We start from the raw sequence: 24,122 nt of genomic DNA, 5'->3' as shown, positions 1-24,122 counted from the left end.
CAACGTCAGGGGCGGTCGCCGTTGACGTTGACGTTGTGCGTGACTTCGCCCTCGTGGTTGACGTTCACGTTGACGGTCGGATCGCACGCCGGATTCTTGAACGCGACGCTGTCACACGGCATGCCGTTGTTGTAGAACAACCCGCCACCGTTGTCGTTGTTGAACCCCGGGTCGCACTGATCGTCGCCGCCCAGCGAATCGATCACGTTGCGGAACGGGCACAGCTGGTCGGCGATGATGTCTTCGTCTTCGGGATCAGCCATTGCGTGGGCGGCGCCGTTCAGGCCGGCTAATTCCATGCCGATAACAGTGGCCGTCGCGGCAGCCGGGTGAATGAACTTATTCATGCAGGAAAGGTACGCTGCAGGTTTTCTCGGCGGTAGAAAAATGCGGTAACTGGTGCCGCCTCAGCTACCGACTGAGGGCCGGGTGGTGCGACTGTTCGGAAGAGCGTGGCCCGTACGCCTCCCTGGCAGCGGTGAGGACTTGCTGCCGTAGCGCGTCGGACTGTGTGTCGGCGGAATCCGGGCGTTGCGCGTGGCCGTGTTCGCTATTCGACTGGATGAACCATCCGCGGGAGACGCGTGCGAGTTGGTGGCTCAGGGTGACCATGTCGGCAATCCGCTCGCCGTATGCCCGAAAGGCGCGCAGGTGATCGGCGGGGGTGGCGACGAGCTCCTCGGCGAGCACCGCGGCACCCAGTATCGCCAGGGATGCACCCATGCCGGACAGTAGAGACGGACTGTAGGCGGCATCGCCGACGAGGGCGACGCGGCCGCGATACGGTTCGGTTGTAACCACCTGCGCGATGGAATCGAAATAGAAGTCGTCGGCGCGGTCCATGGCGTTGAGCAGTTCGCCAGTGCGCCAGCCCATGTCGGCGAAGACCTCGGTCACCCAGTGTTGTTGCGCAACAGTGTCTGCGCGGTCGTAGGCGACCGTCGGCGAGTCGAAGAACAAGCCGACGACGATCTCCCGGTTCTGGTGGACGCTGTAGCAACCCACGGTGCGCCCGGGTTGGTTGAGCAACAACCCCGAGTGGCGGAGGTCGAGAAGGTTGTCGGTGGTGAAGTGTGCTTGATAGCAACCCAGGTGGTGGACGAACTCAGGTTCGGGCCCGAACGCGAGCTTCCGGGTGTGTGAGTGCAGTCCGTCGGCGCCGATGACGAGGGCGAAGTCGTGTTGCAAGCCGCTCTGGAAGGTGACCGCGACGTGGCTGCCGGTGTCATCGACCGTGGCGATGGAATCGTCGAAGCTGTAGGTGATGCCACTTTGTGCAGCGGCGAACAACGCGGCGTTGAGTTCGGTTCGGAGCACTTCGATGTCACCGGCGATCACCTCAGGTGCCATGGTGACGATGCGGTTGCCTGCGGGGTCGATGCGGTGGAACTCGGCCAGTTCGGTCGCACGCCTGCGAAGCTCGCCGAGGACGCCCATGCCGGCGACGACGTCCACCGCTGGCCCGCGAAGGTCCACGGCGTTTCCGCCACGGCGCAGATTCGGCGATCGTTCGACGACGGTGGGCCGTAGTCCGCCGCGAGCCAAGCCGTGTGCCAACACGGTGCCGGCGATTCCCGCGCCGCAGATGAGGATTTCGCTGCCGATGCCGCTGTCCGACCGGGGCCCAGCAAATGCTCCATTCGACACGTCGCACGTCCTTTCGGTGTGCCGAGCCTGCTACTCGGTTCGACGGGACCCAGGCTAAAGCCGTACTTGACCAATGGTCAAGTACGGCTTTGTTATGGTGCTCCGGACCTGGAAGGAATGCGATGGCACGTCTTGACCGAGCAGCGGTACTCGCCGGAGCGTGGCAGTTCATCGAGGATCACGGTGTGGACGCGTTGACGATGCGCAAACTCGCATCGTCGCTCGGGGTGAATCACGGCACCTTGTATTGGCACGTGGAGAACAAGCACGCGTTGACCGACGCCCTGGCGGATGACCTTCTTGCCGGCGTGGCCGATGACACGGATTCGGGCGCGAGTGGCGCGAACCGACTCCTCGAGTTGGCACACCGTCTGCGGTCGGCGCTGCTGTCGCGTCGAGATGGTGCGCGAGTACTCGCGGGCACATTTGTCCGCCAGCCCAATACGTTGGCTTTCGGCGAGGCGGCGATCGGCGCCGCTCTGGCCTCGGGCGTGCCCGAGCCAGAAGCGGTATTGGTCGCATTCTCCGTGCAGTACTACGTCATGGGTTTCGTGATCGAAGAACAGGCCGCCTACGATCTCACCCGCACCAATTCCTCACAGGCGCAACGTGAAACGGCAATCGACGTCGAGCATTTCCCCAACATCGCGGCAGGATTGCAGACTCTGCGAAATACCCCGCGCGACACCCAGTTTGCCTACGGCCTGACGCGACTGCTCGCCAGTACCGACCGATCGCACTGATGGCGTCCGTCGACAACGTCCCTGGGCATCACAGTCAGCCGTTGGCTGCGATGTCCTCCAGGACCGCGAACATCGTCCGCGTCGGCACGCCGGTACCGCCCTTGCCGGTGTAGCCCCAGGGGCCGCCGGTGTTGTAGGCCGGACCGGCGACGTCGAGGTGCGCCCACTGCACGCCGTCGGCGACGAACTCCCGCAGGTACACCCCGGCCACCAGCATGCCCGCGTTGCGCACGCCGCTGACGTTCGCGAGGTCGGCGACCGTCGACTTCAGGTCGTCCTTGAGCTCTTCAGGCAACGGCATCGGCCAGGCGTTCTCGCCGACGTCCTGCGACAGCTTGGCGACCCGGTCGCGGAACTCGTCGGTGCCCATGACGCCGGGGGTACGCGCGCCGAGTGCCACGAGTTGCGCGCCGGTCAGCGTCGCCGTGTCGATCAGGTAATCGGGGTTGTCCTCGCAGGCGCGGACGATGGCGTCGGCCAGGATCAGCCGACCCTCGGCGTCGGTGTTGAGCACCTCGATGGTGGTGCCGCCGTATTGGGTCAGCACGTCGCCCGGCCGCTGCGCCGTCGACGACGGCATGTTCTCGGCCATCGGCACGGTGGCGGTGACGTCGACCGCCAGCTGCTGGCGCGCGGCCAGCACCACGGTGGCGATGACGGCTGCCGCGCCGCCCATGTCGGAGGTCATCTGGTGCATGTTGGCGGCCGGCTTGATCGAGATGCCGCCGGTGTCGAACGTGATGCCCTTGCCGACCAGCGCCACCTTCTTGGCGTCCTTCTTGCCGGAGCGGTAGGTCAGCCGCACCAGACGCGGGCCGCGGGACGAGCCCTTGCCGACGCCCACGATGCCGCCGTAGCCGGCATCTTCCAGTTCCTTCTTGCTCAGCACCTCGACCTCGAGGCCCGCCGACTTGCCCAAAGCCTTTGCGCGCTTGGCGAATTCGCCCGGGAACAGGTGGCTCGGCGGGGTGTTGACCAGATCACGGGCGGTCGCCACAGCGGTGGCGACATCGACGCCGCGGGCCGCCGCCGTCTCGGCATCGTCTGCGGTGGACAGCACGGTCAGCGCCGTCAGGCCTGCCTCTTTCGGGGCGGTCTTCGCGCTGCGGAATTCGGAGAAGCGGTAGGCGCCGAGGATCAGGCCCTCGACGGCCGCCGCCACGTCCAACTCGGACAGGGTGGTCACCACGGTCTCGGTGCCGTTGAGCGCGCGGGCGGCCACGCCGGCGGCGCGGCGGACGACATCGGCGGGCCACTCGTCGCGGTCCTTGCCGAGGCCGACGGCCAGCACACTGGCCACCGGCAGCGACGGGACGAGCACGCGGGTCAGCTGCTCGGTCGAACCTTTCGCGCCGAGGGCCTTCAGCGCGACCTCGATCTCACCGGTGGCCTCGGCGTCCAGGAATGGGTTGGCCAGGACCCTGGCCTCGTCGTTGTCGCCGCTGATGACCGGCACGATCAGCACCGCGGAATCCAGATCGGATGGCAGGACGGATGCGACGGTGACGGCGGGGGACTGGTAACCGGGTGCGCTGCTCACCTGTCCCACCCTAGTCACTGTGTCTGCCGGGCCGCCCGCTCAGCGTCGGCGCAGACCTCGAATGCAGTCACCGGGTCGTTGAACCCCTTGAGCACCAATGGCTCCCGCGGCGCGACCGGCCATTTGCCTGGCATGTCGCACCAGGGAGCGGCGACCAGAATCTGCCCGGGCTCGGCCGCGGCGACCAGCCGGGCCGCCAGATTCACCGGATTGCCGAAGTAATCGCCACCGGTGGCCACCACCGAGCCGAAACTCAGGCCGGCCCGCACGCTGATGTGGGCCATCTTCGGCCGAGGGTGGTGCACCAGGTCACACGCCACCCGCGCGAGCGATTCGGGTGTGGCGCTGACCCACATCACCGCATCCCCGATGAACTTGACCACCCGGCCGCCGTCAGCGTGCACCACGTCATTGGTGATGGCGTTGAACTCGTTGAGCAAGTTGGTCAACTCGTCCGGCCTGAGCATCTGCGTGAGCTGGGTGAAGTTCGATAGGTCGGCAAACCCGACGCCACAGTCCAGCGTTGACGACTCGTGATGGACGACACCGTCGAAATACGTTCGGGCAGAGGCGACATGGTGTCGGTGTACGGCGTCGATCATGCCGCCGATGCGTGGAATGAAATTGGCCGCCGCCCGGTAAGCCCGGGCGGTGACGAGTTCGTCGTGGCTTTGGGCCAGATCGAGGTTGGGCAGGCCGACGCGGCTCATCGACGCCAGGGCCTCGGCCACGCGCGCCACGCTCGCACCGATCACCCGCAGGAAGCCCCGTGCGGCATCGTCGCCGATCGCGGTCCGCAGATCCGCCCATGTACGCAATGCCTCGATGTCGTTGGCGGTGAGCATCGGCGCCGTCGGGTCGGCGACCGTCAAGCCCAGGACGGCCCAGGCCTGTTCGACGTCGGCCAGGGGCAACCCGAGCGCTTCGGCCGCGGAAGCCAGGCTGTGGCTGGGCTGCCCCGACCACTGCGCGACGTCTCCGGCCAGCCCGAACAACCGGCCCCGGCGCTCGGCCTCCACCATCTCCTCGGCGGTGAAACCGAGCCCGTCCAGGTATTCGATGAGCGGCGCGCGATCGCGCGCATCAGCGATGCCCGCGGCTTCCAGGGCGTCGAAATCGACCACGAAACGAGTCTGCCAGCTATGGGGCGGTGATGGGGCGGACTGGGCTCTGCGGATGTGTGGTTACCAGCCGTCTCGATCCTGGTCCGAGGGTTGGTCGTACGGGACGTAGAAGTCGAATGGGTCGACGTCACTCGGCAGCTCGTCAGCGCGAGAGTTGGCAGTGATGCTGCGGAGAGCCTCGGCCGCAGAGGCGTCGACACCGTCGAAGTCGGAAAGTAGCAGTTCCTGTAGGCGATGGACGTCGGCCATCGCTTCGGCGACTTTCGTCGCCATGAGTTGGCTGGCTTTCTGGGCGGTCGCCGCGATCAGCCGTCCGAGCTCTTCGCGGTCGAGGCGCACGGTCTCGTCGGCCAGGTCGACATCAGTCACCAGGCCTGAGACTGCGACGGTGACGCGAACCAGATCGTCGGGGGAGCAGGCCTGAACTTCGCCGATCTCGTCGACCGCTCGGCGGGTACGGGCGATCAATTCGGCTTGGCCTTCGAGGCTTTCGATATCGATGAACCGGTTGTCGGTCATTTGGGTAACCGTTCGACGTGAGTTGACAGGGGTACTCAGTTGCCGCCATGCCTGAAGATTTCGTAGGCCTCCTGGATTACCGGTGCCACGGCGTCGTACGTTTCCCACGTGTCTGGTGCGGCGTAACTGACCTCGTACCTGGCGATTTCGGGGATAGCGCCGTAGATGCGCAGATACTGACGATAGGCCGCTTCGCAGAACGCGGCACCGCGTGCGGTGACATCGGCTGAGTTGATCTCTCCGCAGCAGTGGTCGACCAGGAACTTTCCTGGAGTGATCGACCGGGCAAGGAGCGGTGCGGTATTCGTTCTCTCGGTGTCGACCAGATCGTTGTGCGCCAGCCATGCGAAGAACATGCCGATGTGGGTGACAGCGCAGTCGGGGTCCAGGTCGTGTTCACCGACTGTGTCTTGGTGCCAACCAGCGTCGTCGTAGGTCATCGGCGTGTTTCTCCTTCAATGGGGCAGGCAGCTCGGTCGGATGCCCAGAAAGTTCTGGAGCGTTGGTGCGGTGCACGTCATTCGGGGAGCCGTTCCATGGCACGTTTGGCGACTTTCCGCACCCAGGGATCGTGGTCGTTGACGTAGGGCGCGACGCGGTCGCGCACGCCAACGGCTTTCATTGAAACCAGTGCCTTGATGGCGAAGTATGCGTAACCGTTGTCGAGCCAGTGCAGTGCGATTGCTTGTGCTTCCGAGGTCTTTACCCTGCCGAGGTACTCGATCAACGCTCCTCGCGGATAGTCCAGAGGCAATTCGTCGATCAGGGCAGCGATGGCCGGGAAGTCGGTCTTAGTTGCGATATGAGCCAATGCATATTGGGCGAAGTCTCGCACAGGTCCGGATAGTGGCGGTTGACGCCGCAATTGCTGGATGAGCAGGTCGATCGCCCGTTGGTTGCCGCGCGCGGCCTCGTCGTCCAGAGCGCAGATCAGCCCCGAACGCACGATGTCCCGGTGGTCAGAATCAGGTCCGGGGATACGTTCTTCCAGGTGCGTGAGCCAGTCGATGAAGATGGGGATTCCTTGTGGGACCGTCTTGGCACGGTCGGCCAACTCGCTGACGGTGTAGCAGGGAACGCCGACGGCGGCGAGCTCTTCCATGATTCTGCGGTCGTAGCCGCGTTGGCCGTGGTGGTAGCGCGCTGGGAGGTTGGTCATCCAGTCGTCGCCTTCGGGCATGCCGGGGTAGGTGATCGGTGGCCAGCTGCCGTCGGGGTTCTGCTTCGATGGTGTGCGTCGCTTTTTGGGCGGCGGGGCTTCCTGCGGTGGCGGCGGTTTGCGGACTAAGTCGGCGCTGGTGGCCTCGACTGCACCGATTGCCTCGCGCAATGCGGCGACGGTGGCATCCCGTGCACCTTGCGGATCAGATGTCATCGTTGTCGTCCAGTTCTTTGCGGATCAATTGGATCTGTCCAGAATCGATCATGGCCTGAATACGCGGATCGTTAATCACGGTGCGGTGATCGACCACCAACGTCATGGTGAAACCCTGCTGACGTGCCCACTCGGTCTCCGCGGCGATCTGGTCGTAGTTGCCACGAATCTCGTTGGTGTTCTTGACTTCAACGACATTCTTGTTGGCTCGGTCGATGTAATCCGGTTCGACGATCCTCGGGACACCGTTGACCGTGACCCTCACCCATCGTTTCTTGTAATTGCCCGGCACCCCGGCCCGGTCCTCGCCTCGATTGCCGGCCGCGCCATTGTCACGGTCGCCGCGGTTTCGGATCGGATTGGTCTGCCGAGGTGTGCGGTTCAGAATTGAGGACAGCCCCTGGGTACTGCCGGTCGCGAGCGAATAGATGCCCTGATTGGACTTGGCGGCAGTGTCGACCGTGCCATTGATGCCTTCGATCAGCTTGTCCATGCCGCGGGCGTAAGCGATCTTGTTGGTCTTGATCAATTCGTCGAGCTGACGGACCATCCATGACCCAAACGGAAGCCGGCGCGCGGCGATCTTGTCGATCTCGTACGACTTGATGATCAAATCGAGAATCTTTAGGGACGTTCGGCCTGTGCTCTTGTCGATATCGGCAACCCGGTGAACTTCCGAGCATGCGGTGCCCAAGGCGCTTGCTGCGTCCCCAGTGTCTCGTAACGATCTGCAGACGGCCGCGACTTCGTCAACGATTCCGTTGACCTCGGGACTCTGGTGTTGCGCGTCGGCGGTGAACACTGTGGTGACGTCGTTCCACAGCTGCACCGCTGCGGCGCCCTTGCTGTTGGCAAAACTTGTGAATTGTTTTCCGGCGCCGTCGATTCGGCCTTCGTCACAGTCGGCCCACTGCTTGGTGACGTACTCGGCAATCAACTCCCAGCGGTCGGGCTTCTCGTGCGTTCCGCCAACCGCATGCTCACTCGGATGGAGATTCGTCTCCAGCGTGCACCCCTGGGGTGCCGGTGGAGTCGGCTGATTCCCGCCACCTCCGGATTCGTTTTCGGCATGGGCATGGTTGAGGCCAGCCTGATGAACGAGGTAACCCAGTTCGCGGGCGGCGATGGCGGTGGTTGACCCGAGTTCGAAGACGTCGGAGGCGGACTGGTCAAAGCTCTGGGCCCATGTCGGTCCACCGGAGGTGTAAGTTCCCGCAGACTGGCTGACTTTGAGCGCGTCGTCGAGATTCTTTACGTCCGTTGCGAGCGTCGCGGACGCGGCGCACAGTTTGGCGGCCACGGCGTAGTAGTTCTCCGGCGTGATCTTCGTCAACAGACCTGTCCTACCGGAACATTTCGATGTTCTTGCGCCGAGCTTCGGCGTAGTTGTCGCGAGCCGTGGCCACGTACGTCCGGTATGCCTTCAGCGATTCCAGATGTTCGCGGGCGGTGGCCTGCCAGCCATCGTGGAATTCGGTGAAAGCTGTTGCAGCCGAACCGGAGTAGTGGTCAAGCACGGCCGCCACCGTGGATCTCGCGTTGTCGCAATGGGTCGTAATCTCCTCGATCGACCGGTCCAGTGCAGCGACGAATTCGTTCATCTCGTCGAGGTCGTATTCGTACGTGGGCAACGCCGTCTCACATCTGCTGTGCGATCTCAGCGCCCGACGACGCATCTTGATCGCGGTACAGGTCCGCTGCGATCGACAGTTTCGTGGCGTTGTCCGCCAGCGCGTCGAGGTGCCGACGGAACTTATCGTGTACATCGGCCCACATTTGGGCACCCGCTTCGGCGGCACGGCCATGCCACGCGCACTGAAGAGCCTCGTGACTGTCGCGAGCTTTCGACAATGCGGATTGAATGGTGTCATGCACCGCATGGAGCTGGCCCGCACCATGATCCAGAACGTCTGGATTCACCCGTAAGCTGTTGTCCATCCCCACCCCCCCACGAGGTATGAGATCAGCTGATGGACTGGCGTATGCAATTCAGCCCCGCAACCCAAGCTGATCTCAACGAGCTGCTGCAGGCCAGCATACAAGCGGCCGCCACGGCATTGAGTTTTCAGAACCTGGCCCCGTTCATGTTGGTCATCGACGCTGGCGGCCACCGCACCATGCGCGCTTTGGGTTCCCCCGTTGACCACACCGCGGCGGCGGTGACGTCAGCGCTTCAGAACGACGACGACGCTCAACTGTTGCGGGCCCGTGCCACCGTCTTGGACGTCACCGTTCGGGCACCGTTCGCTGGCGATGCGATCAATATCCGGCTCGAACATCGCGATGGCCCGGCGGTCGATGTTTTGGTCCCGTATCGCACCACCGCTGAAGGCGTCATCATCGACGCCGAAGCCATGACAACCAGCGTCGATACCCCGAATCTCTGGCCGCAGCACTAGGCTTTCTGGCCGTGAGCGAACTGTTGCAGGGCCCGCTGGAAGACCGTCACCGCGAACTCGGCGCGAGTTTCGCCGAATTCGGGGGCTGGTTGATGCCGGTGTCCTATGCCGGCACGGTGGCCGAGCACAACGCGACCCGCGAGGCCGTCGGCCTGTTCGACGTCAGCCATCTCGGCAAGGCTCTGGTACGTGGCCCCGGCGCGGCCGAGTTCGTCAACGCCGCCTTCACCAACGACCTGCGCCGCATCGGGCCGGGCAAGGCGCAATACACATTGTGCTGCAACGAGTCTGGCGGCGTGATCGACGACCTGATCGCCTACTACGTCTCCGACGACGAGATCTTCCTGGTGCCCAACGCGGCGAACACCGCCGCCGTTGTCGCTGAGCTGCAGCGCCTGGCCCCGCCCGAGCTGACCATCACCGACGAACACCGGTCCTACGCCGTGTTGGCCGTGCAGGGGCCGAAATCCACCGAGGTGCTCACCGCGCTCGGGCTGCCGACCGACATGGACTACATGGGGTACGCCGACGCCGAGTACGACGGCGTCCCGGTCCGCGTGTGCCGCACCGGCTACACCGGCGAGCACGGCTATGAACTGCTGCCCGAGTGGGACCGCGCGGGCGTCGTGTTCGACGCGCTGGCCGCCGCGGTGAAGGCCGCCGGCGGTGAGCTCGCCGGGCTGGGCTCGCGCGACACCCTGCGCACCGAGATGGGCTACCCACTGCACGGACATGAACTGTCGCTGGATATTTCGCCGCTGCAGGCCCGCTGCGGCTGGGCCATCGGCTGGAAGAAGGACGCCTTCTGGGGCCGCGATGCCCTGCTCGCAGAGAAGGCGGCAGGCCCCGAGCGGACGCTGCGCGGCCTCAAGGCCGTCGGCCGCGGCGTGCTGCGTGCCGACCTGACGGTGCTCGACGGGGACTCCCCGGTGGGCATCACCACGTCGGGCACCTTCTCGCCGAGTCTGAAGGTCGGTATCGCGCTGGCGCTGCTCGACACCGCGGCCGACATCGCCGACGGCGCGCGAGTGACCGTCGATGTCCGGGGCCGGGCGCTCGAATGCGAGGTTGTGGCCCCGCCGTTCGTGGCAGCCAAAACGCGGTAGGGGGCGAGCGGAGCGACCGGGAAACGCGGTAGCCACGGGCGATACAATCGGCATATGACCGATGGCCCCCTCGAATTCACCGTGTCGCGCGCGAGCAACCCAGCGAGCGACGAGGTAAGGGCCCAGGTCCTCGCTGACCCCGGATTCGGGCGGTTCCACACCGACCACATGGTGTCGATCGACTACAGCGTCGACCGCGGCTGGCACGATGCCCGCGTCAGCGCGTATGGACCCATCGAACTGGACCCGTCGGCCATCGTCCTGCACTACGCGCAGGAAGTGTTCGAGGGGCTGAAGGCCTACCGCTGGAACGACAATTCGATCGTCTCGTTCCGCCCGGAGGCCAACGCCGCCCGGCTGCAGTCGTCGTGTCGGCGCCTGGCCATCCCGGAGCTGCCCGCGGACGTGTTCGTCGAGTCGCTGCGTCAGCTGATCGCCGTCGACAACGAATGGGTGCCGGCCGCCGGTGGTGAGGCGTCGCTGTACCTGCGGCCGTTCATCATCGCCACCGAGCCGGGCCTGGGTGTGCGGCCCGCCAACGAGTACCGCTACCTGGTGATCGGCTCGCCGGCCGGCGCGTACTTCAAGGGCGGCATCAAGCCGGTGTCGGTGTACCTGTCCACCGAGTACGTGCGGGCCAGCCCCGGCGGTACCGGTGCGGCCAAGTTCGGCGGCAACTACGCCGCCTCGCTGCTGGCGCAGGCGCAGGCTGCCGAGATGGGTTGCGACCAGGTGGTCTGGCTGGACGCCATCGAGCGCCGGTACGTCGAAGAAATGGGTGGCATGAACCTGTTCTTCGTGTTCGGCAGCGGTGGTTCGGCGCGGCTGGTCACCCCGGAGCTGTCCGGTTCGCTGCTCCCCGGCATCACACGGGATTCGTTGCTGCAGTTGGCGGTTGACGCCGGCTTCGCCGTCGAGGAACGCAAGATCGACATCGACGAGTGGCAGAAGAAGGCCGCCGCGGGGGAGATCACCGAGGTGTTCGCCTGCGGCACCGCGGCCGTCATCACCCCGGTGGCGCACGTGAAATACGGCCACGGCGAATCGGCCGGCGAGTTCACCATCGGTGACGGCCAGCCCGGTGAGGTCACCATGGCCCTGCGCGACACCCTGACGGGTATCCAGCGCGGCACCTTCGCCGATACCCACAACTGGATGACGCGTCTGGGATGACGCCGGGTGTGGGGTTGTGTCCCAGCTTCAGCTGATTTTTGGGACACAATCCGACATTCGGCGGCTAGTGGACGGCCAGCCCCAGCGCGGTCAGCGTCGTCGTGACTTCGACGGCGGCACCCAGCACATCACCGGTGATCCCGCCGAATCGGCGGACGCAGTGCGCCACCAGGAGCGCCGCGATGGTCAGTGCCACCAGCACGACCACCGGGCCCTGCCACAGCCGCGGCGTTGCCCAGGCTGACGCAACGGCCAGGGCCACCGCCCACGTCGCCACCACCCATACCGGCTGACTGCCGGCGACCATCGCGCCCAACGTGCTGCCGGGTGCGGCCGGTACCGACGTGCGACAGGCCGCCAGGGCGGCGACGCGACCCGCGGTGACGGCGACGACGACCGCCACCGGGTTCAGCGCGGCGAATGTCATGCTCTGCGCGCCGATCGCCACCACGATCGCGGCCACGCCGAAAGGGCCTGCGGTACCGCCGCGCATGACGGCGAGCGCCCGCTCGGGCGGCCCGTAACAGCCGAGGCCGTCGACGGTGTCGGACAGCCCGTCGATGTGCAGGCCGCGGGTCAACAAGAGCAGTGCCGTCACCGCGAGCAATCCGGCCAGCGGGCCGGTCGAGTACACGTGCCCGGCACCCCAGACGACTGCCGCGGCAATGCCGCCGAGGACGATGCCCACCACCGGAAGTGCGGTCAGGGTGCCCCGCCCGAACGGCCGGTTGCTGCGCGCCGGGAGGACGGTGCTGAATGCGAAAGCCGAAGCGAGGGAACCGATCACGACGGTTTATCGGTGACGTTCGCCTCGCCGAACGTGGCCATGGACGCCAGCGTCGCCACTGCGGCCCGCAGTACCGGCAGCGCCACCGCGGCGCCGCTGCCTTCACCCAGGCGCATGCCGAGATCCAGGATCGGGGTCATCTGCAGTCGCTGCAGCGCCACCGAATGAGCGGGTTCCGTGGACAGGTGGGCGGCCTGCCACCAGGCTTTCGCGCCGGGGGCCAGTCGGTCGGCGACCAGCGCCGCGGCCGTCACCACCACGCCGTCGAGCAGCACCGGGGTCCGGCGCACCGCGGCCTGGGCCAGGAAACCGGCCATGGCGGCCAGGTCCGCGCCGCCGCAAACGGCAAGCAGCGCAACCGGATCGGCCTTCACCTGGCGGGCGCGGAACAGTGCGTCACGGATGGCCGCGGTCTTGCGGGCCCAGCCCTCGTCGTCGACGCCGGTACCGCGGCCCACCACGGCGACGGGCTCGGCGGCAGTCAGGGCGGCAACCAAAGTCGTTGCCGGAGTGGTATTTCCGATGCCCATATCCCCGGCGATGAGCAGGTCGGCCCCCGCGTCGACCTCTTGGTCGGCGATGGCGCGACCCGCCGCGATCGCCGCGACGGCCTCCTCGGTGGACAGGGCGTCCTCGACGGCGATGTTGCCGCTGCCGCGCCGCACCTTGTGGGCACCGATCGCGGGGGAGTGGGCCTCGCCATCGACCGCGATGTCGACCACGCGCACGGTGGCCCCGGCGACGTCGGCCAGCACGTTGATGGCTGCGCCGCCGGCGTCGAAGTTCGCCACCATCTGCGCGGTGACCTCGGACGGGAAGGCGGATACCCCGGACGCCGTCACCCCGTGGTCGCCGGCGAACACCACGATCCTGGCCCGCTCGAATTGCTTTGGCGGACAACTGCCTTGGCATGCCGACACCCAGACCGACAGTTCCTCCAGGCGTCCCAACGAGCCCGGCGGTTTCGTCAGGGTGTTCTGGCGTGCGAGGGCGGCCTGCCGCACGTCGGCATCCGGTTTGGTCAGATCGGGAAATTGGGCACGGGGATCGCTCATCGGGGCTCCTTGACAGTGAGAGGCTGACCAGCCACCACCAGGACCACCCGGTCGCAGACCGCGGCCAGTCGCTGGTTGAGCGAGCCCAATTCGTCGGCAAACCGGCGGCCCGATTCCGTGGCCGGGACCACGGTCAGGCCGACCTCCGGGCTGACCAGGGCCAGGGGCGCGGTGAATTCGCTGACCGCCGAGGTCAATCCGTCGACCTCGGCCTGAATCGACCCGCCGGTCCAGGCGGCGCATCGGTCCATCGCGGCGACCAGCCACCCGCCGATGTCATCGACCATGGTGGCGGCGCCGGAGGCGGGCAAAGTGCTTGCCACATCGGCGGATTCGACAGTCGACCAGTGATTCGGCCGTCGGTTCTGATGCGCCGAAACCCGGGCCGCGAAGTCGGTGTCGCCGTCGACGGAACCGGTCGCGACGTAGCGCACCGGCCCGCTCGGCCCGGCCGCACGGCCGATCCAGTCTTCGGCCCACTGCGACTTTCCCGACCGGATGCCGCCGAGCACCAGGGTGCGCACCGGGCTCAGTCGACCTTGTCCCCGCGGCTGACCTGCGGCTTCGGCACGCGCATCCGGCGCAGCTGCGACGCCCGGCTGGACGCGTAAAAGCCCAGCTTCCAACCGCTTTCGGTGTTGTCCGGGAACTTCGCGTCGACGCGCTTGTTGACCCGGCGGCTGAGCAGGACGCCGTCGATGGCCATGACCACCATCAGACCCAGCATCGCGACGGACAGCAGGCCCTGGGTCTGCACCGGCGGCAGCGCCATCATGAAGAAGACCAGCACCAGTGCTGACGGCATGAACAGACCGAGCACGTTGCGCCGGGAGTCGACGAGGTCGCGGACGTAGCGCTTGACCGGGCCCTTGTCGCGGGGCAGCAGGTAGGCCTCGTCACCGGCCATCATCTTGGCGCGCCGCGAATCCATATCGGCCCGACGGGCCACCCGATCGGCCTTGCGCTCATCCTTGGACTTCGAGTTGCGAAGTTCCTTGCGCCGCTTGCGTGCCTCGGACGTCGTCATGGGCGCCGGCGCCACCGGGCCGCGCTTGCGGGCCGCGGCGCTCTGCTTGGGCGTCGGGCGGCCCTTGGGTGCGGTGGTGCGCACAGCGGCGTCGACGTCCGAGTTGCCGGTCACGGTGACGTCGTCAGCGTTGCTGCCGTCGTCTCCCGAGTCGGCGTTGTCCTTCTTGCGGCCCAGCAGATTCACGCTCCCAGGTTACTTCGGTGGCCATGGTCGGCCGTCATGCACCCGAGCGTCGGGCGGCTTAACCTGCTTCGATGAGAGTCCTCGTCGCCCCCGACTGTTACGGCGACAGCCTCACTGCCGTGGAGGCCGCGGCGGCGATCGCCGCGGGCTGGACCGCCGCGCGGCCGGCCGACACCCTGGTGCTGGCCCCGCAGTCCGACGGCGGTCCCGGCTTCGTCGACGTCCTGGCCGAACGGCTGGGCGGTGTGCAGACGGCCACGGTGCGCGGCCCGCTGGATCGCGAGGTCATCGCGCAGTGGGTGCTGCACGAGGACACTGCGTACATCGAGTGCGCGCAGGCCTGCGGGTTGGCGCTGCTCGGCGGGCCGCCCACCGTGCGGACCGCGCTCGACGCCGGCAGCTTCGGGGTAGGGCAGCTGGTGGACGCCGCGCTGGTGGCCGGGGCGCGGCGGGTGGTCGTGGGCCTCGGCGGCAGTGCCTGCACCGACGGCGGCCGGGGGCTCGTCGACGCGCTGGGCGGGCTGGCGTCCGCGCACCGCAGGCTGGCCGACACGGACCTGATCGTCGCCTCGGACGTCGAGCACCCGCTGTTGGGACCGATGGGTGCCGCGGCGGTGTTCGGCCCGCAGAAGGGGGCCGATCCCGCGACGGTGGCGCTGCTCGAGCAGCGCCTCACGGCGTGGGCCCACGAACTCGAGTCCGTCGCCCGCCGCGACGTCGCCGTCGAACCCGGCGCCGGCGCCGCGGGCGGCCTCGGGGCGGCGCTGCTGGCGCTGGGCGGACGGCGCGAATCCGGCGCGACGGTGATCGCCGCCCACACCGGGCTGGCCGCCGACCTGGCGGCCGCCGACCTCGTCGTCACCGGCGAGGGCCGGTTCGACGACCAGTCGCTGCACGGCAAGGTGATCAGCGCCCTCGCCGCGGGCGCCCGGACGCACGGATCGCCGGTCCTGGTGCTGGCCGGGCAGGTGACGCTGGATGCGTCCGCGCTGGCCGACGCCGGGGTCGAGGCGGCGCATTCGATCACCGACCACGCCGGTTCGGTGGAGCTCGCCATCGGCGACGCGGCCAACCAGCTGACCGGATTGGCTGCGGCTGTCGCCGCTGGAGTCGGGAATAACGGCCGGACAAGGTACCGTTGAGAGTGCCTGGATACTGCCAGGCAATCGATGCACCAGGGAGAAGCAATGACTGTTGAGGAAGCGACCAGCACCGGTACCTCGACCGAGACCCACGGCGTGATCCTGAGCGACGCCGCGGCCGCCAAGGCCAAGGCCCTGCTGGATCAGGAAGGCCGTGACGACCTTGCGCTGCGTATCGCCGTGCAACCAGGCGGCTGCGCCGGCCTGCGTTACAACCTGTTCTTCGATGACCGCACCCTCGACGGTGACCTGACGGCCGAGTTCGGTGGCGTCAACCTCACCGTCGACCGGATGAGTGCTCCCTACGTGCAGGGCGCGACCGTCGACTTCGTCGACTCCATCGAGAAGCAGGGCTTCACCATCGACAACCCGAACGCCACCGGCTCCTGCGCCTGCGGCGATTCGTTCAACTGACCTAGCCGACCGTGCTGGTCCGGCGGCCTCTCCTACAGGGAGTCCGCCGGACGCGGCAGGTACGAGCAGACCAGAGTCTCGCGCGGCTGCACCAGCAGCTGGGCGACCGCCTGGAATTCGTTGTTCTTCGGTCCCGAACCGCGCGGCAGCCGGCCTGACGGCGCCACCTTCATGGTGAACAGCACCTGCGCCTGATTCGGCGACAGCATCACGATCTTGTCGATCGACGTCACATCCGCCTGACCGAACTGCTTGCGGAACGCATCACTGGCCAGATTCGCCACGGTGAAATCCGTGGCGTGGTCCTTCACGCCGTCATACAAGCCGCACAGCGCGTGCCGCGCCACCGCTTGCTTGTCCTGCTGCAGCAGCGCGTTCAGATAGCCCTGGATCGCCGACTTGGCGGTGGCGTCGGTCAGGCCGCGGTCGCTGGTGCTGCGGACCGTGAAGATGAGTCCACCGATGACCGCAATGACCGCAACCACGGCGCCGACGACCAGCAAGATCCGCTTCTTGTTGTTACCGCCGCCCGACGGGTACTGCACCGCCGGTGGCAGCGTCGTCGGATAGGCCGGAGGAGGGCCGGCGGAAGGTGCACTGTAGGGGGCACCGTAGGTGGAGTTCCCCGGACCCGGCTGCGGGGGAATCGATTCCGGGTACGGATATGCGCCGTCCATGTTGTCCACAGGCTAGCGCACCCGGCCTGACGTCCCGGTCCGGCTACTCCGGCTGTGCTGGGTAAGCTCGCCGAATGACCATTGCCGTGACCGGATCGATCGCGACCGACCATTTGATGCGTTTCCCCGGCCGATTCGCCGATCAGTTGCTGGCCGAGCACCTCCAGAAGGTGTCACTGAGCTTCCTGGTCGACGACCTGGTGGTGCACCGCGGCGGCGTCGCCGGCAACATCGCCTACGCCATCGGCATCCTGGGCGGCAGCCCCGCGCTGGTCGGCGCGGTGGGTAAGGATTTCGACGAGTACCGCGGCTGGCTGACGGAGCACGGCGTCGACTGCTCGCAGGTACTGGTGTCCGACTCCGCCTACACCGCACGGTTCGTTTGCACCACGGACGAGGACATGGCGCAGCTGGCGTCGTTCTATCCCGGTGCCATGTCCGAGGCGCGCAACATCAAGCTGGCTGATCTCGTTGCCGCCCAGGGCGAGCCGGAGCTCGTGATCGTCGGGGCCAACGACCCCGAGGCCATGTTCCTGCACACCGAGGAATGCCGGAAGCTGGGTCTGCCCTTCGCCGCCGACCCAAGCCAGCAGCTGGCCCGCCTGTCCGGCGAGGAAATCCGTCGCCTCATCGACGGCGCCGCCTACCTGTTCACCAACGACTACGAGTGGGACCTGCTGCTGCAGAAGTCCGGCTGGTCCGAGGCCGAGGTGATGAGCCAGATCGAGCTGCGGGTCACCACGCTGGGGGAGAAGGGCGTCGACATCGTCGGCCGCAACGGGTCGTTCATCCACGTCGACGTGGTGCCCGAGAACGAGAAGGTCGATCCCACCGGCATCGGTGACGCGTTCCGGGCCGGCTTCCTCACGGGCCGCGGCGCCGGCCTGAGCCTGGAGCGGGCCGCTCAGCTGGCCTCGCTCGTCGCCACGCTGGTGCTCGAGGCGCCGGGTCCGCAGGAATGGACCTGGGACAAAGCCACTGCGCTGCCGCGTCTTTCGGCCGCGTTCGGGGCCGAGGCCGCCGACGAGATCGCCGCAGCCCTGGGCTGACAAGAACTCGCGCCGAGAGTGCGGGAAGTGGCCGAATTCAAGCCGAATTCGCGGTCATTTCCCGCACTTTCGGTGTATTTGGGGTCAGAGCTCGACGGGGTAGACGGGCTCGCTGATCTGCGGCGTGACGCTGCCCTCGATGAAGATGGCGTGCCACAGCATGAAGATCAGCACCGTCCACAGTCGGCGGCTGTGATCGCTGACGCCGTTACGGTGCTCCTCGAGCATCTGCCGCACGGCGTCGAGGTCGATCAGGTCCCCGGTCTGCGACGCGTTGACCGTCGCGTAGGCCCACTCCAGCAGCTCACCGGAGCGCAGCCAGTGCCGGATCGGCACCGGGAAACCCAGCTTCGCGCGGTGCAGCACATGAGCGGGCACGATGGGCTCAAGGGCCCGCCGCAACGCGTATTTGGTCGTGGTCCGGGTGATCTTCTGGTCGTACGGCAGCCTGGATGCGACCGCGAAGACCTCGGGATCGAGGAAGGGCACCCGCAGTTCCAGCGAGTTGGCCATGGTCATCTTGTCGGCCTTGACCAGGATGTCGCCGCGCAACCAGGTGAACAGGTCCAGGTGCTGCATGCGCGCCACCGGATCCCAGCCGGCGGACTCGGCGTAGATCGGCGCCGTCACATCGGTGTGGGTCCACTCCGGATTGAACTGCGCCAGGGTCGCCTGCAGCTGCTCGTCCGAGAAGCTGCGGGCGTTGCCGTAGTAGCGCTCCTCGAGCGTCAGCGACCCGCGGTGCAGCAGGCTCTTGCCCCGCATACCGTCCGGCAGCGACTTGGACGCCTTGCCGAGCCCACGCCGCAGCCCGCGAGGGACGCGGTCGAACGCCTTGAGCGACAGCGGTTCCCGGTAGATGGTGTAGCCGCCGAACAACTCGTCGGCGCCCTCGCCCGAGAGCACGACCTTGACGTGCTTGCGGGCTTCGCGGGCGATGAAGAACAGCGGCACCAGCGCCGGGTCGGCCACCGGCTCGTCCAGGTACCAGACGATCTCCGGCAGCGCCTCGACGAACTCGGCCTGGCTGACCACCTTGGTCACGTGCCGTGCCCCGATGGCCTCGGCTGAGGCGACGGCCACGTCGACCTCCGAGAATCCTTCGCGCTCAAAGCCTGTGGTGAACGTGATCAGTTTCGGGTTGTGCCGCATCGCCAGCGCGGCGATCGCGGTGGAGTCGATACCGCCGGACAGGAACGCGCCGACGGTCACGTCGGCCCGCATGTGCTTGGCGACGGAATCTTCCAGCACCGCGGTGATTTCGTCGTACCGGGCCTGCTCCTGCCCTGTGACAAATGGCACAGCGGCGAACTTCGGCTTGAAGTACCGCGTCACCTCGGGCTGCTGGCCGGGCCGGATCCGGGCGTAGCTGCCCGATTCCAGCCGACGGATGCCGCGCTGCAGCGTCTCGGGTTCGGGCACGTACTGCAGCACCGTGTAGTGCTGGACGGCGCGTTCGTCGATGCTCAGGTCGATGCCGGCGCGGGCCGCCAGATCGAGAATGCACTTCTTCTCGCTGCCCACGATGGTGCCGCCGGGGCCTGTCGCCAGGTACAGCGGCTTGATGCCGAACGGGTCACGCGCGCAGAACAACTCACGGGTCTGTGTGTCCCACAGCGCGAAGGCGAACATCCCGCGCAGGCGGCCCAGCGCCGCCGTGCCCCAGTAGTGGTACGCGGCGACGATCGCCTCGCTGTCGCCCTCGGTGGCGAACTCGGCGCCGAACTCGGCCCGCAGTTCCTCGCGCAACTCGAGGTAGTTGTAGATCTCGCCGTTGAACACCAGCGCATACCGGTCCGGCGACTCCGGCGGGCCCCAGCGCAGCGGCTGATGGCTGTGCGCGATGTCGATGATCGAGAGCCGGTTGAAGCCGAACACGACGGTGTGGTGACCGTCGGTCGGATCGCTGTCGTCCGCCCACGCTCCCGACTCGTCCGGACCGCGGTGGCGCATCGGATGCGTGGCATCCGAAACCGCGTTCACCAGGTCAACGGAATGGTCGGCAAGAGGGTCGGCCAGATAGGCCAGCAGTCCGCACACGGCGCCAGTATGCCTGTTCAGGCGGGTGAACTCAGAACTGGCGCTGCCGATTGGCCGGTCGCTTCGCTCGGCGCCATGGGCGTGGTCTACGCTGCGTAGTATTCGACCGGCTTGACCGACCTCTAGGAGGGCCTCAACGTGACCGCTCGCGGGCTCCGTTTGGTGGCGTTGTCCGCCATTCTCGGCGCGTCGACGCTGCTGCTCAGCGGATGCAGCTGGCAGACCGTATTCGGCTTGGGCTGGCCGGAGGGTATTACCCCCGAAGCCCATGCAAACCGTGACCTGTGGGTCTGGTCGGTCATCGCCTCGTTCGTCGTCGGCGCCATTGTGTGGGCGCTGATCTTCTGGGCGATGGCGTTCCATCGCAAGAAGAAGACTGACACGGAGCTGCCTCGCCAGTTCGGCTACAACATGCCGCTGGAACTGGTGCTGACCGTCGTGCCGTTCCTCATCATCTCGGTGCTCTTCTACTTCACCGTCGTGGTGCAGGAGAAGATGATGGACCACAGCAAGCCTGCTGAGGTCACCATCGACGTCACCGCGTTCCAGTGGAACTGGAAGTTCGGCTACCAGAAGGTGGCCTTCAAGGACAACACCTTCTCCTACGACGGCGCTGACGCCGCCCGCAAGGAAGCCATGAAGTCCAAGCCCGAGGGCAAGGACGCGCACGGCGAGGAGAAGGTCGGCGCGATCCGTGGCGAGAACCCCGAGGACCGCAGCTACCTGAACTTCGACAAGGTCGAGACCATCGGCTCCAGCACCGAGATTCCGATCCTGGTGCTGCCGAAGGGCAAGCGCATCGAGTTCCAGATCGCGTCGGCAGACGTCATCCACGGCTTCTGGGTGCCGGAGTTCCTGTTCAAGCGGGACGTCATCCCGAACCCCGAGGCCAACCACTCGGACAACATCTTCCAGGTCACCGAGATCGAGAAGACCGGTCCGTTCGTCGGCCGCTGCACCGAGATGTGCGGCACGTACCACTCGATGATGAACTTCGAGGTGCGCGTGGTGGAGCCGGAGCAGTTCAAGGCTTACCTGCAGTACCGCATCGATCACCCCAAGGCGACCAACGCCGATGCGCTGGTGTCGATCGGACTGCCGCCGGTGGCGCAGACGACCCATCCGTTCGACACTCGCCGCGGCGAGCAGGCCGGCTCGCCGGCTCAGGCGAGCAAGTAGGGGATACGCAATGCATATCGAAGCCCGACTTTTCGAGATTCTGACCGCCTTCTTCGCCCTGGCGACCGTCGGCTACGGCGCGCTGACCGCGCTGTATGCCAACGGTGGCGTGGAGTGGGCCGGCACCACAGCGCTGGTGCTGACCACCGGTCTGTCGCTGATCATCGGCACGTTCTTCCGGTTCGTGGCCCGTCGTCTCGACACCCGGCCCGAGGACTACGAAGACGCCGAGATTTCCGACGGCGCAGGCGAGCTGGGCTTCTTCAGCCCGCACAGCTGGTGGCCGTTGCTGATCGCGCTGTCGGCCTCGACCACTGCGGTCGGTATCGGTCTGTGGCTGCCCTGGCTGATCGTCGCCGGTGTGTGCTTCGTGCTGGCCACCGTCGCGGGCCTGACGTTCGAGTACTACACGGGCCCCGAGAAGCACTGACAGCTACGGCCCCTGTGACCTGATCGCTCTGCGGTCAGGTCACAACCGTATGTCAGATGGTCCTGAAGGCGGCCTCCTCACGGCCACGCCGGGCCCATGTTGGGTAATGTCTGCCGGAGCGCTGGAATGTCGCCGCAAGCGGTGTTCCTCAGCTGCAGCGACACAGCGGTCGAGAGGGATTAGGCGTACGTGAGCGGGTCACATTCCCCGGGCTCGGATGATGCGGCCCGGGAGACATCGGGCGTCGGTGAAGGCACCGGCGAAACCGAGATCTATTCGCAGGCCTACTCTGCGCCCGAATCCGAGCACTTCACCGTCGCTCCGTACGTGCCGCCCGAGCCGGGGCTGTACGACTACGACAGCTACGAGGCCAAATCCGATACCGCCGACGACGCCCCGCCACCGCGGTGGCCGTGGGTCGTCGGCGTCGTGGCGATCATCGCCGCAATCTCGTTGGTGGCGTCGGTCGCCATTCTGGTGACCCGCAACACCAGCTCGGAGAACGTGGCGACGCCGTCGACGAGCACCACCTCGGCGCCCCCGTTCCAGGACGAGTTCACCACCACGACCCCGCCGCCGCCTCCGTCGACGACCACCGAAGCGCCTCCGCCGCCGCCACCCCCGCCGCCTCCGTCGACGGTGACGGTGACCCAGCCGCCGCCGACGTCGGAAGAACCGCCGCCGCCCCCGCCGCCCAGCACCGCCGCGGCCGCGCCACCGGCCACGACGTCCGCGCCGCCGACCGGGCCGCGGTATGTCACGTACCGGATTTGGGGCACCAAGGCGCCGCTGGACCGTATTTCGGTGACCTACACCGACGCCGCGGGACGCCAGCGCACCCAGCAGAACGTCTATATCCCGTGGATGATCACTCTGACACCGATCTCGATGTCAGATGTGGGCTCGGTCCAGGCGTCCAGCCTGCTGCGGCTGAGCCACCTGAATTGTTCGATTGTGACCAGCGACGGCCAGACCCTGGCCTCGCAGACAAACGATGATTGGCAGACGAGCTGTTAAATGCCGTACAACGCTGAGACTTCAACCCGGTCGCGAGTGACCGGCGGCAGCCCCGAGCAGTTGGACCGTCTTCTGCTCGGTGGCTGTGTGGCCCTGTGGCTGGCGGCCCTCGGCGCCGGGGTGGCGGCCGTCGTCGCGTTGGTGGACCTCGGTACCCGGCACCCGTCCGGTGCTCCGGCGTCGCACACCCCGTGGCTGCTGTACTCCGTCATCGGGGTGTCCGCGGCGGTGATCGTAGGCGCCATCCCGCTGTTGTTGCGAGCCCGTCGCGGTGGAGCAGCCCCGCTGCCGCTGCTCGGGGGTGGGTCGTCTGACGCCGACGACCGTCGTCCCGTCGGTGACGCCCAGCAGAGCGCATTGCGCTCCTTTGACGATCCGGTGGTACGGCGCTACTCCGCATCGCCGGCGACCAGCATGGTGGGCTTTCCGGTAGCCGCGGTGGATCAGCTGTGGCTGCGCTGCACGCTCGGGATCGCCGCCGCCATGGGCGCCGCGACGTTGTTCGTCTTCCTGGGCGCGTACATGCTGGCCGACCGCCACGACGAGTTGGCCTGGATCCTGTACGGCCTCGCACTTGTCCTCACCGCGGTCATGGTGGCCATTCCCTGGTACTGCCTGCGTGGTCTGCACGCGGTGCTGGAGGCTTCTGCCGAGGACGCCCGCACGGCCTAGCGGTCGGCGCAGGCGCGGATGGTGCGCTGCGCGATGTCCCTGAGGTATTCGGGTGTCACCGCGTCTGCGGTGAGCAGGGTACGGAAGTAGACCGGGCTGGCAGCCATCTCCAGCAGTGCGCGTGGGTCGGTGCCGGGCGGGAGTTCGCCCGCGGGCCGCCTTCACCGACAGCAAGTTGAGCCTGGGTGCCGACGAGATCCGTCGTCGCCTGGCGCGCGACATCCGTCTCGCCGGCGTCGTGGCCCGTGGGTCGACGCGGCTGTCGGCCGGGCGCCGCGTGACGAGCGTGTGCGACCTGCACGTCGCCGCGGCGGCAGTGCCGCGGCGTTCGTCGAATGGTTCACGGACGCGGAGCGCGACGACTACGCCCGCAGCATGATCGCCGCGAATCCTGACCACTTCCTCATCGACACCGCCCCGGACGGACGACAGGAAGTGATCGAGACGACCGGCAGCCCGCTGACGACGCAGTTCTTCGTCGACTACGAAGACACGTCACCGCTCGTCACGCCCCGGGACGCGGCGTATCCCGTCGAGGCGGCAGGGGTGGCGCGCACCGAGGCCGGCCTCGCGATCGGCGGGGTCCGGCACGAGTTCCGCGACGAGGCGAACGGTTTCCATGCCCGGCTGTGCGTGGAGTTCCCGCGCCTGACGGCGTCGTACCTGGTCGCCCAGCACCGGTGGCACCTCGCGTGCGAGTTCGGCAACTGGATCGAGGCGGCGTTCGCCGCAATGGGATAGAGCGGCGTTCGCGTGAACAACGCGGCATTGCCGCCGGTGGGGTAGGGGAGTGGACCCCGAAAACGACTTCGGCCCGGTCT

General features: G+C 67.0%; 29 protein-coding genes. 12 read left to right on the top strand and 17 right to left on the bottom strand.

Going from position 1 to position 24,122, the window contains the following annotated elements; all coding sequences use genetic code 11:
* Positions 1–5: 5 nt before the first annotated feature.
* Both ACNO8X_RS21370 and ACNO8X_RS21365 read right to left on the bottom strand, forming a co-directional pair.
* Positions 6–347 (bottom strand): hypothetical protein, encoded by a 342-nt coding sequence (locus ACNO8X_RS21370; RefSeq protein WP_418002604.1) that lies wholly within the window; start codon positions 345–347, stop codon positions 6–8.
* Between the two features lie 64 nt (positions 348–411).
* A complete protein-coding gene (locus ACNO8X_RS21365; RefSeq protein WP_418002603.1) occupies positions 412–1,647 on the bottom strand; it encodes an FAD-dependent monooxygenase in 1,236 nt (411 codons plus the stop codon).
* A 122-nt stretch (positions 1,648–1,769) separates the two neighbouring features.
* Here ACNO8X_RS21365 and ACNO8X_RS21360 point away from each other — a divergent pair, with 122 nt between their 5' ends.
* Positions 1,770–2,390 carry a TetR/AcrR family transcriptional regulator C-terminal domain-containing protein gene (locus tag ACNO8X_RS21360; protein ID WP_418002602.1) on the top strand — a complete coding sequence of 207 codons (621 nt, stop codon included), beginning with the start codon at positions 1,770–1,772 and terminating at the stop codon, positions 2,388–2,390.
* Positions 2,391–2,424: 34 nt separating this feature from the next.
* On the opposite strand, the gene ACNO8X_RS21355 is transcribed toward ACNO8X_RS21360, so the two are convergent.
* From ACNO8X_RS21355 to ACNO8X_RS21320, 8 genes are all read right to left on the bottom strand, one after another.
* The gene (locus tag ACNO8X_RS21355) at positions 2,425–3,930 is read right to left on the bottom strand and encodes a leucyl aminopeptidase (RefSeq protein WP_418002601.1); all 1,506 of its coding nucleotides are present in this window, start codon (positions 3,928–3,930) and stop codon (positions 2,425–2,427) included.
* A gap of 14 nt (positions 3,931–3,944) precedes the next feature.
* The gene (locus ACNO8X_RS21350) at positions 3,945–5,054 is read right to left on the bottom strand and encodes an adenylate/guanylate cyclase domain-containing protein (RefSeq protein WP_418002600.1); all 1,110 of its coding nucleotides are present in this window, start codon (positions 5,052–5,054) and stop codon (positions 3,945–3,947) included.
* 60 nt (positions 5,055–5,114) lie between these two features.
* Complete coding sequence (locus ACNO8X_RS21345) at positions 5,115–5,573, bottom strand: YbaB/EbfC family nucleoid-associated protein (RefSeq protein ID WP_418002599.1); 459 nt, start codon at positions 5,571–5,573, stop codon at positions 5,115–5,117.
* A gap of 35 nt (positions 5,574–5,608) precedes the next feature.
* On the bottom strand, positions 5,609–6,013 hold the full coding sequence (locus tag ACNO8X_RS21340; RefSeq protein WP_418002598.1) for a hypothetical protein: 405 nt from the start codon (positions 6,011–6,013) through the stop codon (positions 5,609–5,611).
* Positions 6,014–6,090: 77 nt separating this feature from the next.
* Entirely contained in the window at positions 6,091–6,753 is a 663-nt protein-coding gene (locus tag ACNO8X_RS21335; RefSeq protein WP_418002597.1) for a HEAT repeat domain-containing protein, read from the bottom strand.
* A 184-nt stretch (positions 6,754–6,937) separates the two neighbouring features.
* On the bottom strand, positions 6,938–8,281 hold the full coding sequence (locus ACNO8X_RS21330; protein WP_418002596.1) for a putative toxin: 1,344 nt from the start codon (positions 8,279–8,281) through the stop codon (positions 6,938–6,940).
* 10 nt (positions 8,282–8,291) lie between these two features.
* A complete protein-coding gene (locus tag ACNO8X_RS21325; RefSeq protein ID WP_418002595.1) occupies positions 8,292–8,579 on the bottom strand; it encodes a WXG100 family type VII secretion target in 288 nt (95 codons plus the stop codon).
* 7 nt (positions 8,580–8,586) lie between these two features.
* Positions 8,587–8,886 carry a WXG100 family type VII secretion target gene (locus tag ACNO8X_RS21320; RefSeq protein ID WP_418002594.1) on the bottom strand — a complete coding sequence of 100 codons (300 nt, stop codon included), beginning with the start codon at positions 8,884–8,886 and terminating at the stop codon, positions 8,587–8,589.
* A gap of 32 nt (positions 8,887–8,918) precedes the next feature.
* On the opposite strand from ACNO8X_RS21320, the gene ACNO8X_RS21315 reads away from it, so the two are divergent.
* The 3 genes from ACNO8X_RS21315 to ACNO8X_RS21305 are packed head-to-tail and all read left to right on the top strand — an operon-like array spanning position 8,919 to position 11,626.
* A complete protein-coding gene (locus ACNO8X_RS21315) occupies positions 8,919–9,347 on the top strand; it encodes a hypothetical protein (RefSeq protein WP_418002593.1) in 429 nt (142 codons plus the stop codon).
* Positions 9,348–9,358: 11 nt separating this feature from the next.
* Positions 9,359–10,453, top strand: a complete 1,095-nt coding sequence (gene gcvT / locus ACNO8X_RS21310; RefSeq protein WP_418002592.1) for a glycine cleavage system aminomethyltransferase GcvT — start codon at positions 9,359–9,361, stop codon at positions 10,451–10,453.
* A 54-nt stretch (positions 10,454–10,507) separates the two neighbouring features.
* Complete coding sequence (locus tag ACNO8X_RS21305) at positions 10,508–11,626, top strand: branched-chain amino acid aminotransferase (protein WP_418002591.1); 1,119 nt, start codon at positions 10,508–10,510, stop codon at positions 11,624–11,626.
* 64 nt (positions 11,627–11,690) lie between these two features.
* Here the strand turns inward: ACNO8X_RS21305 and ACNO8X_RS21300 are convergent, their stop codons facing one another.
* Genes ACNO8X_RS21300 through ACNO8X_RS21285 form a run of 4 tightly spaced genes read right to left on the bottom strand, consistent with a single transcriptional unit; the run spans position 11,691 to position 14,681 of the window.
* On the bottom strand, positions 11,691–12,413 hold the full coding sequence (locus ACNO8X_RS21300; protein WP_418002590.1) for an adenosylcobinamide-GDP ribazoletransferase: 723 nt from the start codon (positions 12,411–12,413) through the stop codon (positions 11,691–11,693).
* Entirely contained in the window at positions 12,410–13,468 is a 1,059-nt protein-coding gene (gene cobT / locus ACNO8X_RS21295) for a nicotinate-nucleotide--dimethylbenzimidazole phosphoribosyltransferase (RefSeq protein ID WP_418002589.1), read from the bottom strand. The genes ACNO8X_RS21300 and cobT overlap by 4 nt, the downstream gene beginning before the upstream one ends.
* On the bottom strand, positions 13,465–13,992 hold the full coding sequence (locus ACNO8X_RS21290) for a bifunctional adenosylcobinamide kinase/adenosylcobinamide-phosphate guanylyltransferase (protein WP_418002588.1): 528 nt from the start codon (positions 13,990–13,992) through the stop codon (positions 13,465–13,467). Before ACNO8X_RS21290 ends, cobT begins: the two co-directional genes overlap by 4 nt.
* A gap of 5 nt (positions 13,993–13,997) precedes the next feature.
* Positions 13,998–14,681: a DUF3043 domain-containing protein gene (locus ACNO8X_RS21285; protein ID WP_418002587.1), complete on the bottom strand. Its 684-nt coding sequence runs from the start codon at positions 14,679–14,681 to the stop codon at positions 13,998–14,000.
* 71 nt (positions 14,682–14,752) lie between these two features.
* On the opposite strand from ACNO8X_RS21285, the gene ACNO8X_RS21280 reads away from it, so the two are divergent.
* Together ACNO8X_RS21280 and ACNO8X_RS21275 are read left to right on the top strand one after the other, a co-directional pair.
* On the top strand, positions 14,753–15,823 hold the full coding sequence (locus ACNO8X_RS21280; RefSeq protein ID WP_418002586.1) for a glycerate kinase: 1,071 nt from the start codon (positions 14,753–14,755) through the stop codon (positions 15,821–15,823).
* Positions 15,824–15,868: 45 nt separating this feature from the next.
* Positions 15,869–16,237 carry a HesB/IscA family protein gene (locus tag ACNO8X_RS21275; RefSeq protein WP_043399648.1) on the top strand — a complete coding sequence of 123 codons (369 nt, stop codon included), beginning with the start codon at positions 15,869–15,871 and terminating at the stop codon, positions 16,235–16,237.
* A gap of 32 nt (positions 16,238–16,269) precedes the next feature.
* Here ACNO8X_RS21275 and ACNO8X_RS21270 read toward each other — a convergent pair whose 3' ends face one another.
* Positions 16,270–16,914 carry a hypothetical protein gene (locus ACNO8X_RS21270; RefSeq protein WP_260941181.1) on the bottom strand — a complete coding sequence of 215 codons (645 nt, stop codon included), beginning with the start codon at positions 16,912–16,914 and terminating at the stop codon, positions 16,270–16,272.
* Positions 16,915–16,988: 74 nt separating this feature from the next.
* Between ACNO8X_RS21270 and ACNO8X_RS21265 the strand changes: the two genes are divergently transcribed.
* Positions 16,989–17,963: a carbohydrate kinase family protein gene (locus tag ACNO8X_RS21265; protein ID WP_418002585.1), complete on the top strand. Its 975-nt coding sequence runs from the start codon at positions 16,989–16,991 to the stop codon at positions 17,961–17,963.
* Between the two features lie 84 nt (positions 17,964–18,047).
* Here ACNO8X_RS21265 and asnB read toward each other — a convergent pair whose 3' ends face one another.
* Complete coding sequence (gene asnB / locus ACNO8X_RS21260) at positions 18,048–20,003, bottom strand: asparagine synthase (glutamine-hydrolyzing) (RefSeq protein ID WP_418002584.1); 1,956 nt, start codon at positions 20,001–20,003, stop codon at positions 18,048–18,050.
* Positions 20,004–20,141: 138 nt separating this feature from the next.
* Here asnB and ACNO8X_RS21255 point away from each other — a divergent pair, with 138 nt between their 5' ends.
* The 4 genes from ACNO8X_RS21255 to ACNO8X_RS21240 all read left to right on the top strand — a co-directional run bounded on the left by ACNO8X_RS21255 (position 20,142) and on the right by ACNO8X_RS21240 (position 23,301).
* Positions 20,142–21,182, top strand: a complete 1,041-nt coding sequence (locus ACNO8X_RS21255) for a cytochrome c oxidase subunit II (RefSeq protein ID WP_071289421.1) — start codon at positions 20,142–20,144, stop codon at positions 21,180–21,182.
* 10 nt (positions 21,183–21,192) lie between these two features.
* The gene (locus ACNO8X_RS21250; protein ID WP_043399640.1) at positions 21,193–21,612 is read left to right on the top strand and encodes a cytochrome c oxidase subunit 4; all 420 of its coding nucleotides are present in this window, start codon (positions 21,193–21,195) and stop codon (positions 21,610–21,612) included.
* Between the two features lie 189 nt (positions 21,613–21,801).
* The gene (locus ACNO8X_RS21245; protein ID WP_418002583.1) at positions 21,802–22,629 is read left to right on the top strand and encodes a hypothetical protein; all 828 of its coding nucleotides are present in this window, start codon (positions 21,802–21,804) and stop codon (positions 22,627–22,629) included.
* Positions 22,630–23,301, top strand: coding sequence for a DUF2561 family protein (locus ACNO8X_RS21240; protein WP_418002582.1), 672 nt, complete (start codon positions 22,630–22,632; stop codon positions 23,299–23,301).
* Here the strand turns inward: ACNO8X_RS21240 and ACNO8X_RS21235 are convergent.
* The gene (locus ACNO8X_RS21235; RefSeq protein ID WP_418002581.1) at positions 23,298–23,408 is read right to left on the bottom strand and encodes a hypothetical protein; all 111 of its coding nucleotides are present in this window, start codon (positions 23,406–23,408) and stop codon (positions 23,298–23,300) included. The genes ACNO8X_RS21240 and ACNO8X_RS21235 overlap by 4 nt on opposite strands.
* A gap of 181 nt (positions 23,409–23,589) precedes the next feature.
* Here ACNO8X_RS21235 and ACNO8X_RS21230 point away from each other — a divergent pair, with 181 nt between their 5' ends.
* Complete coding sequence (locus tag ACNO8X_RS21230) at positions 23,590–24,042, top strand: hypothetical protein (protein WP_418002580.1); 453 nt, start codon at positions 23,590–23,592, stop codon at positions 24,040–24,042.
* Positions 24,043–24,122 lie beyond the last annotated feature (80 nt).

Source organism: Mycobacterium sp. PDNC021 (assembly GCF_048282635.1).
Lineage (GTDB): Bacteria > Actinomycetota > Actinomycetes > Mycobacteriales > Mycobacteriaceae > Mycobacterium > Mycobacterium llatzerense.
Note: the sequence above shows the minus strand (reverse complement) of the source record. Positions and strands in the feature narration are given on the sequence as shown.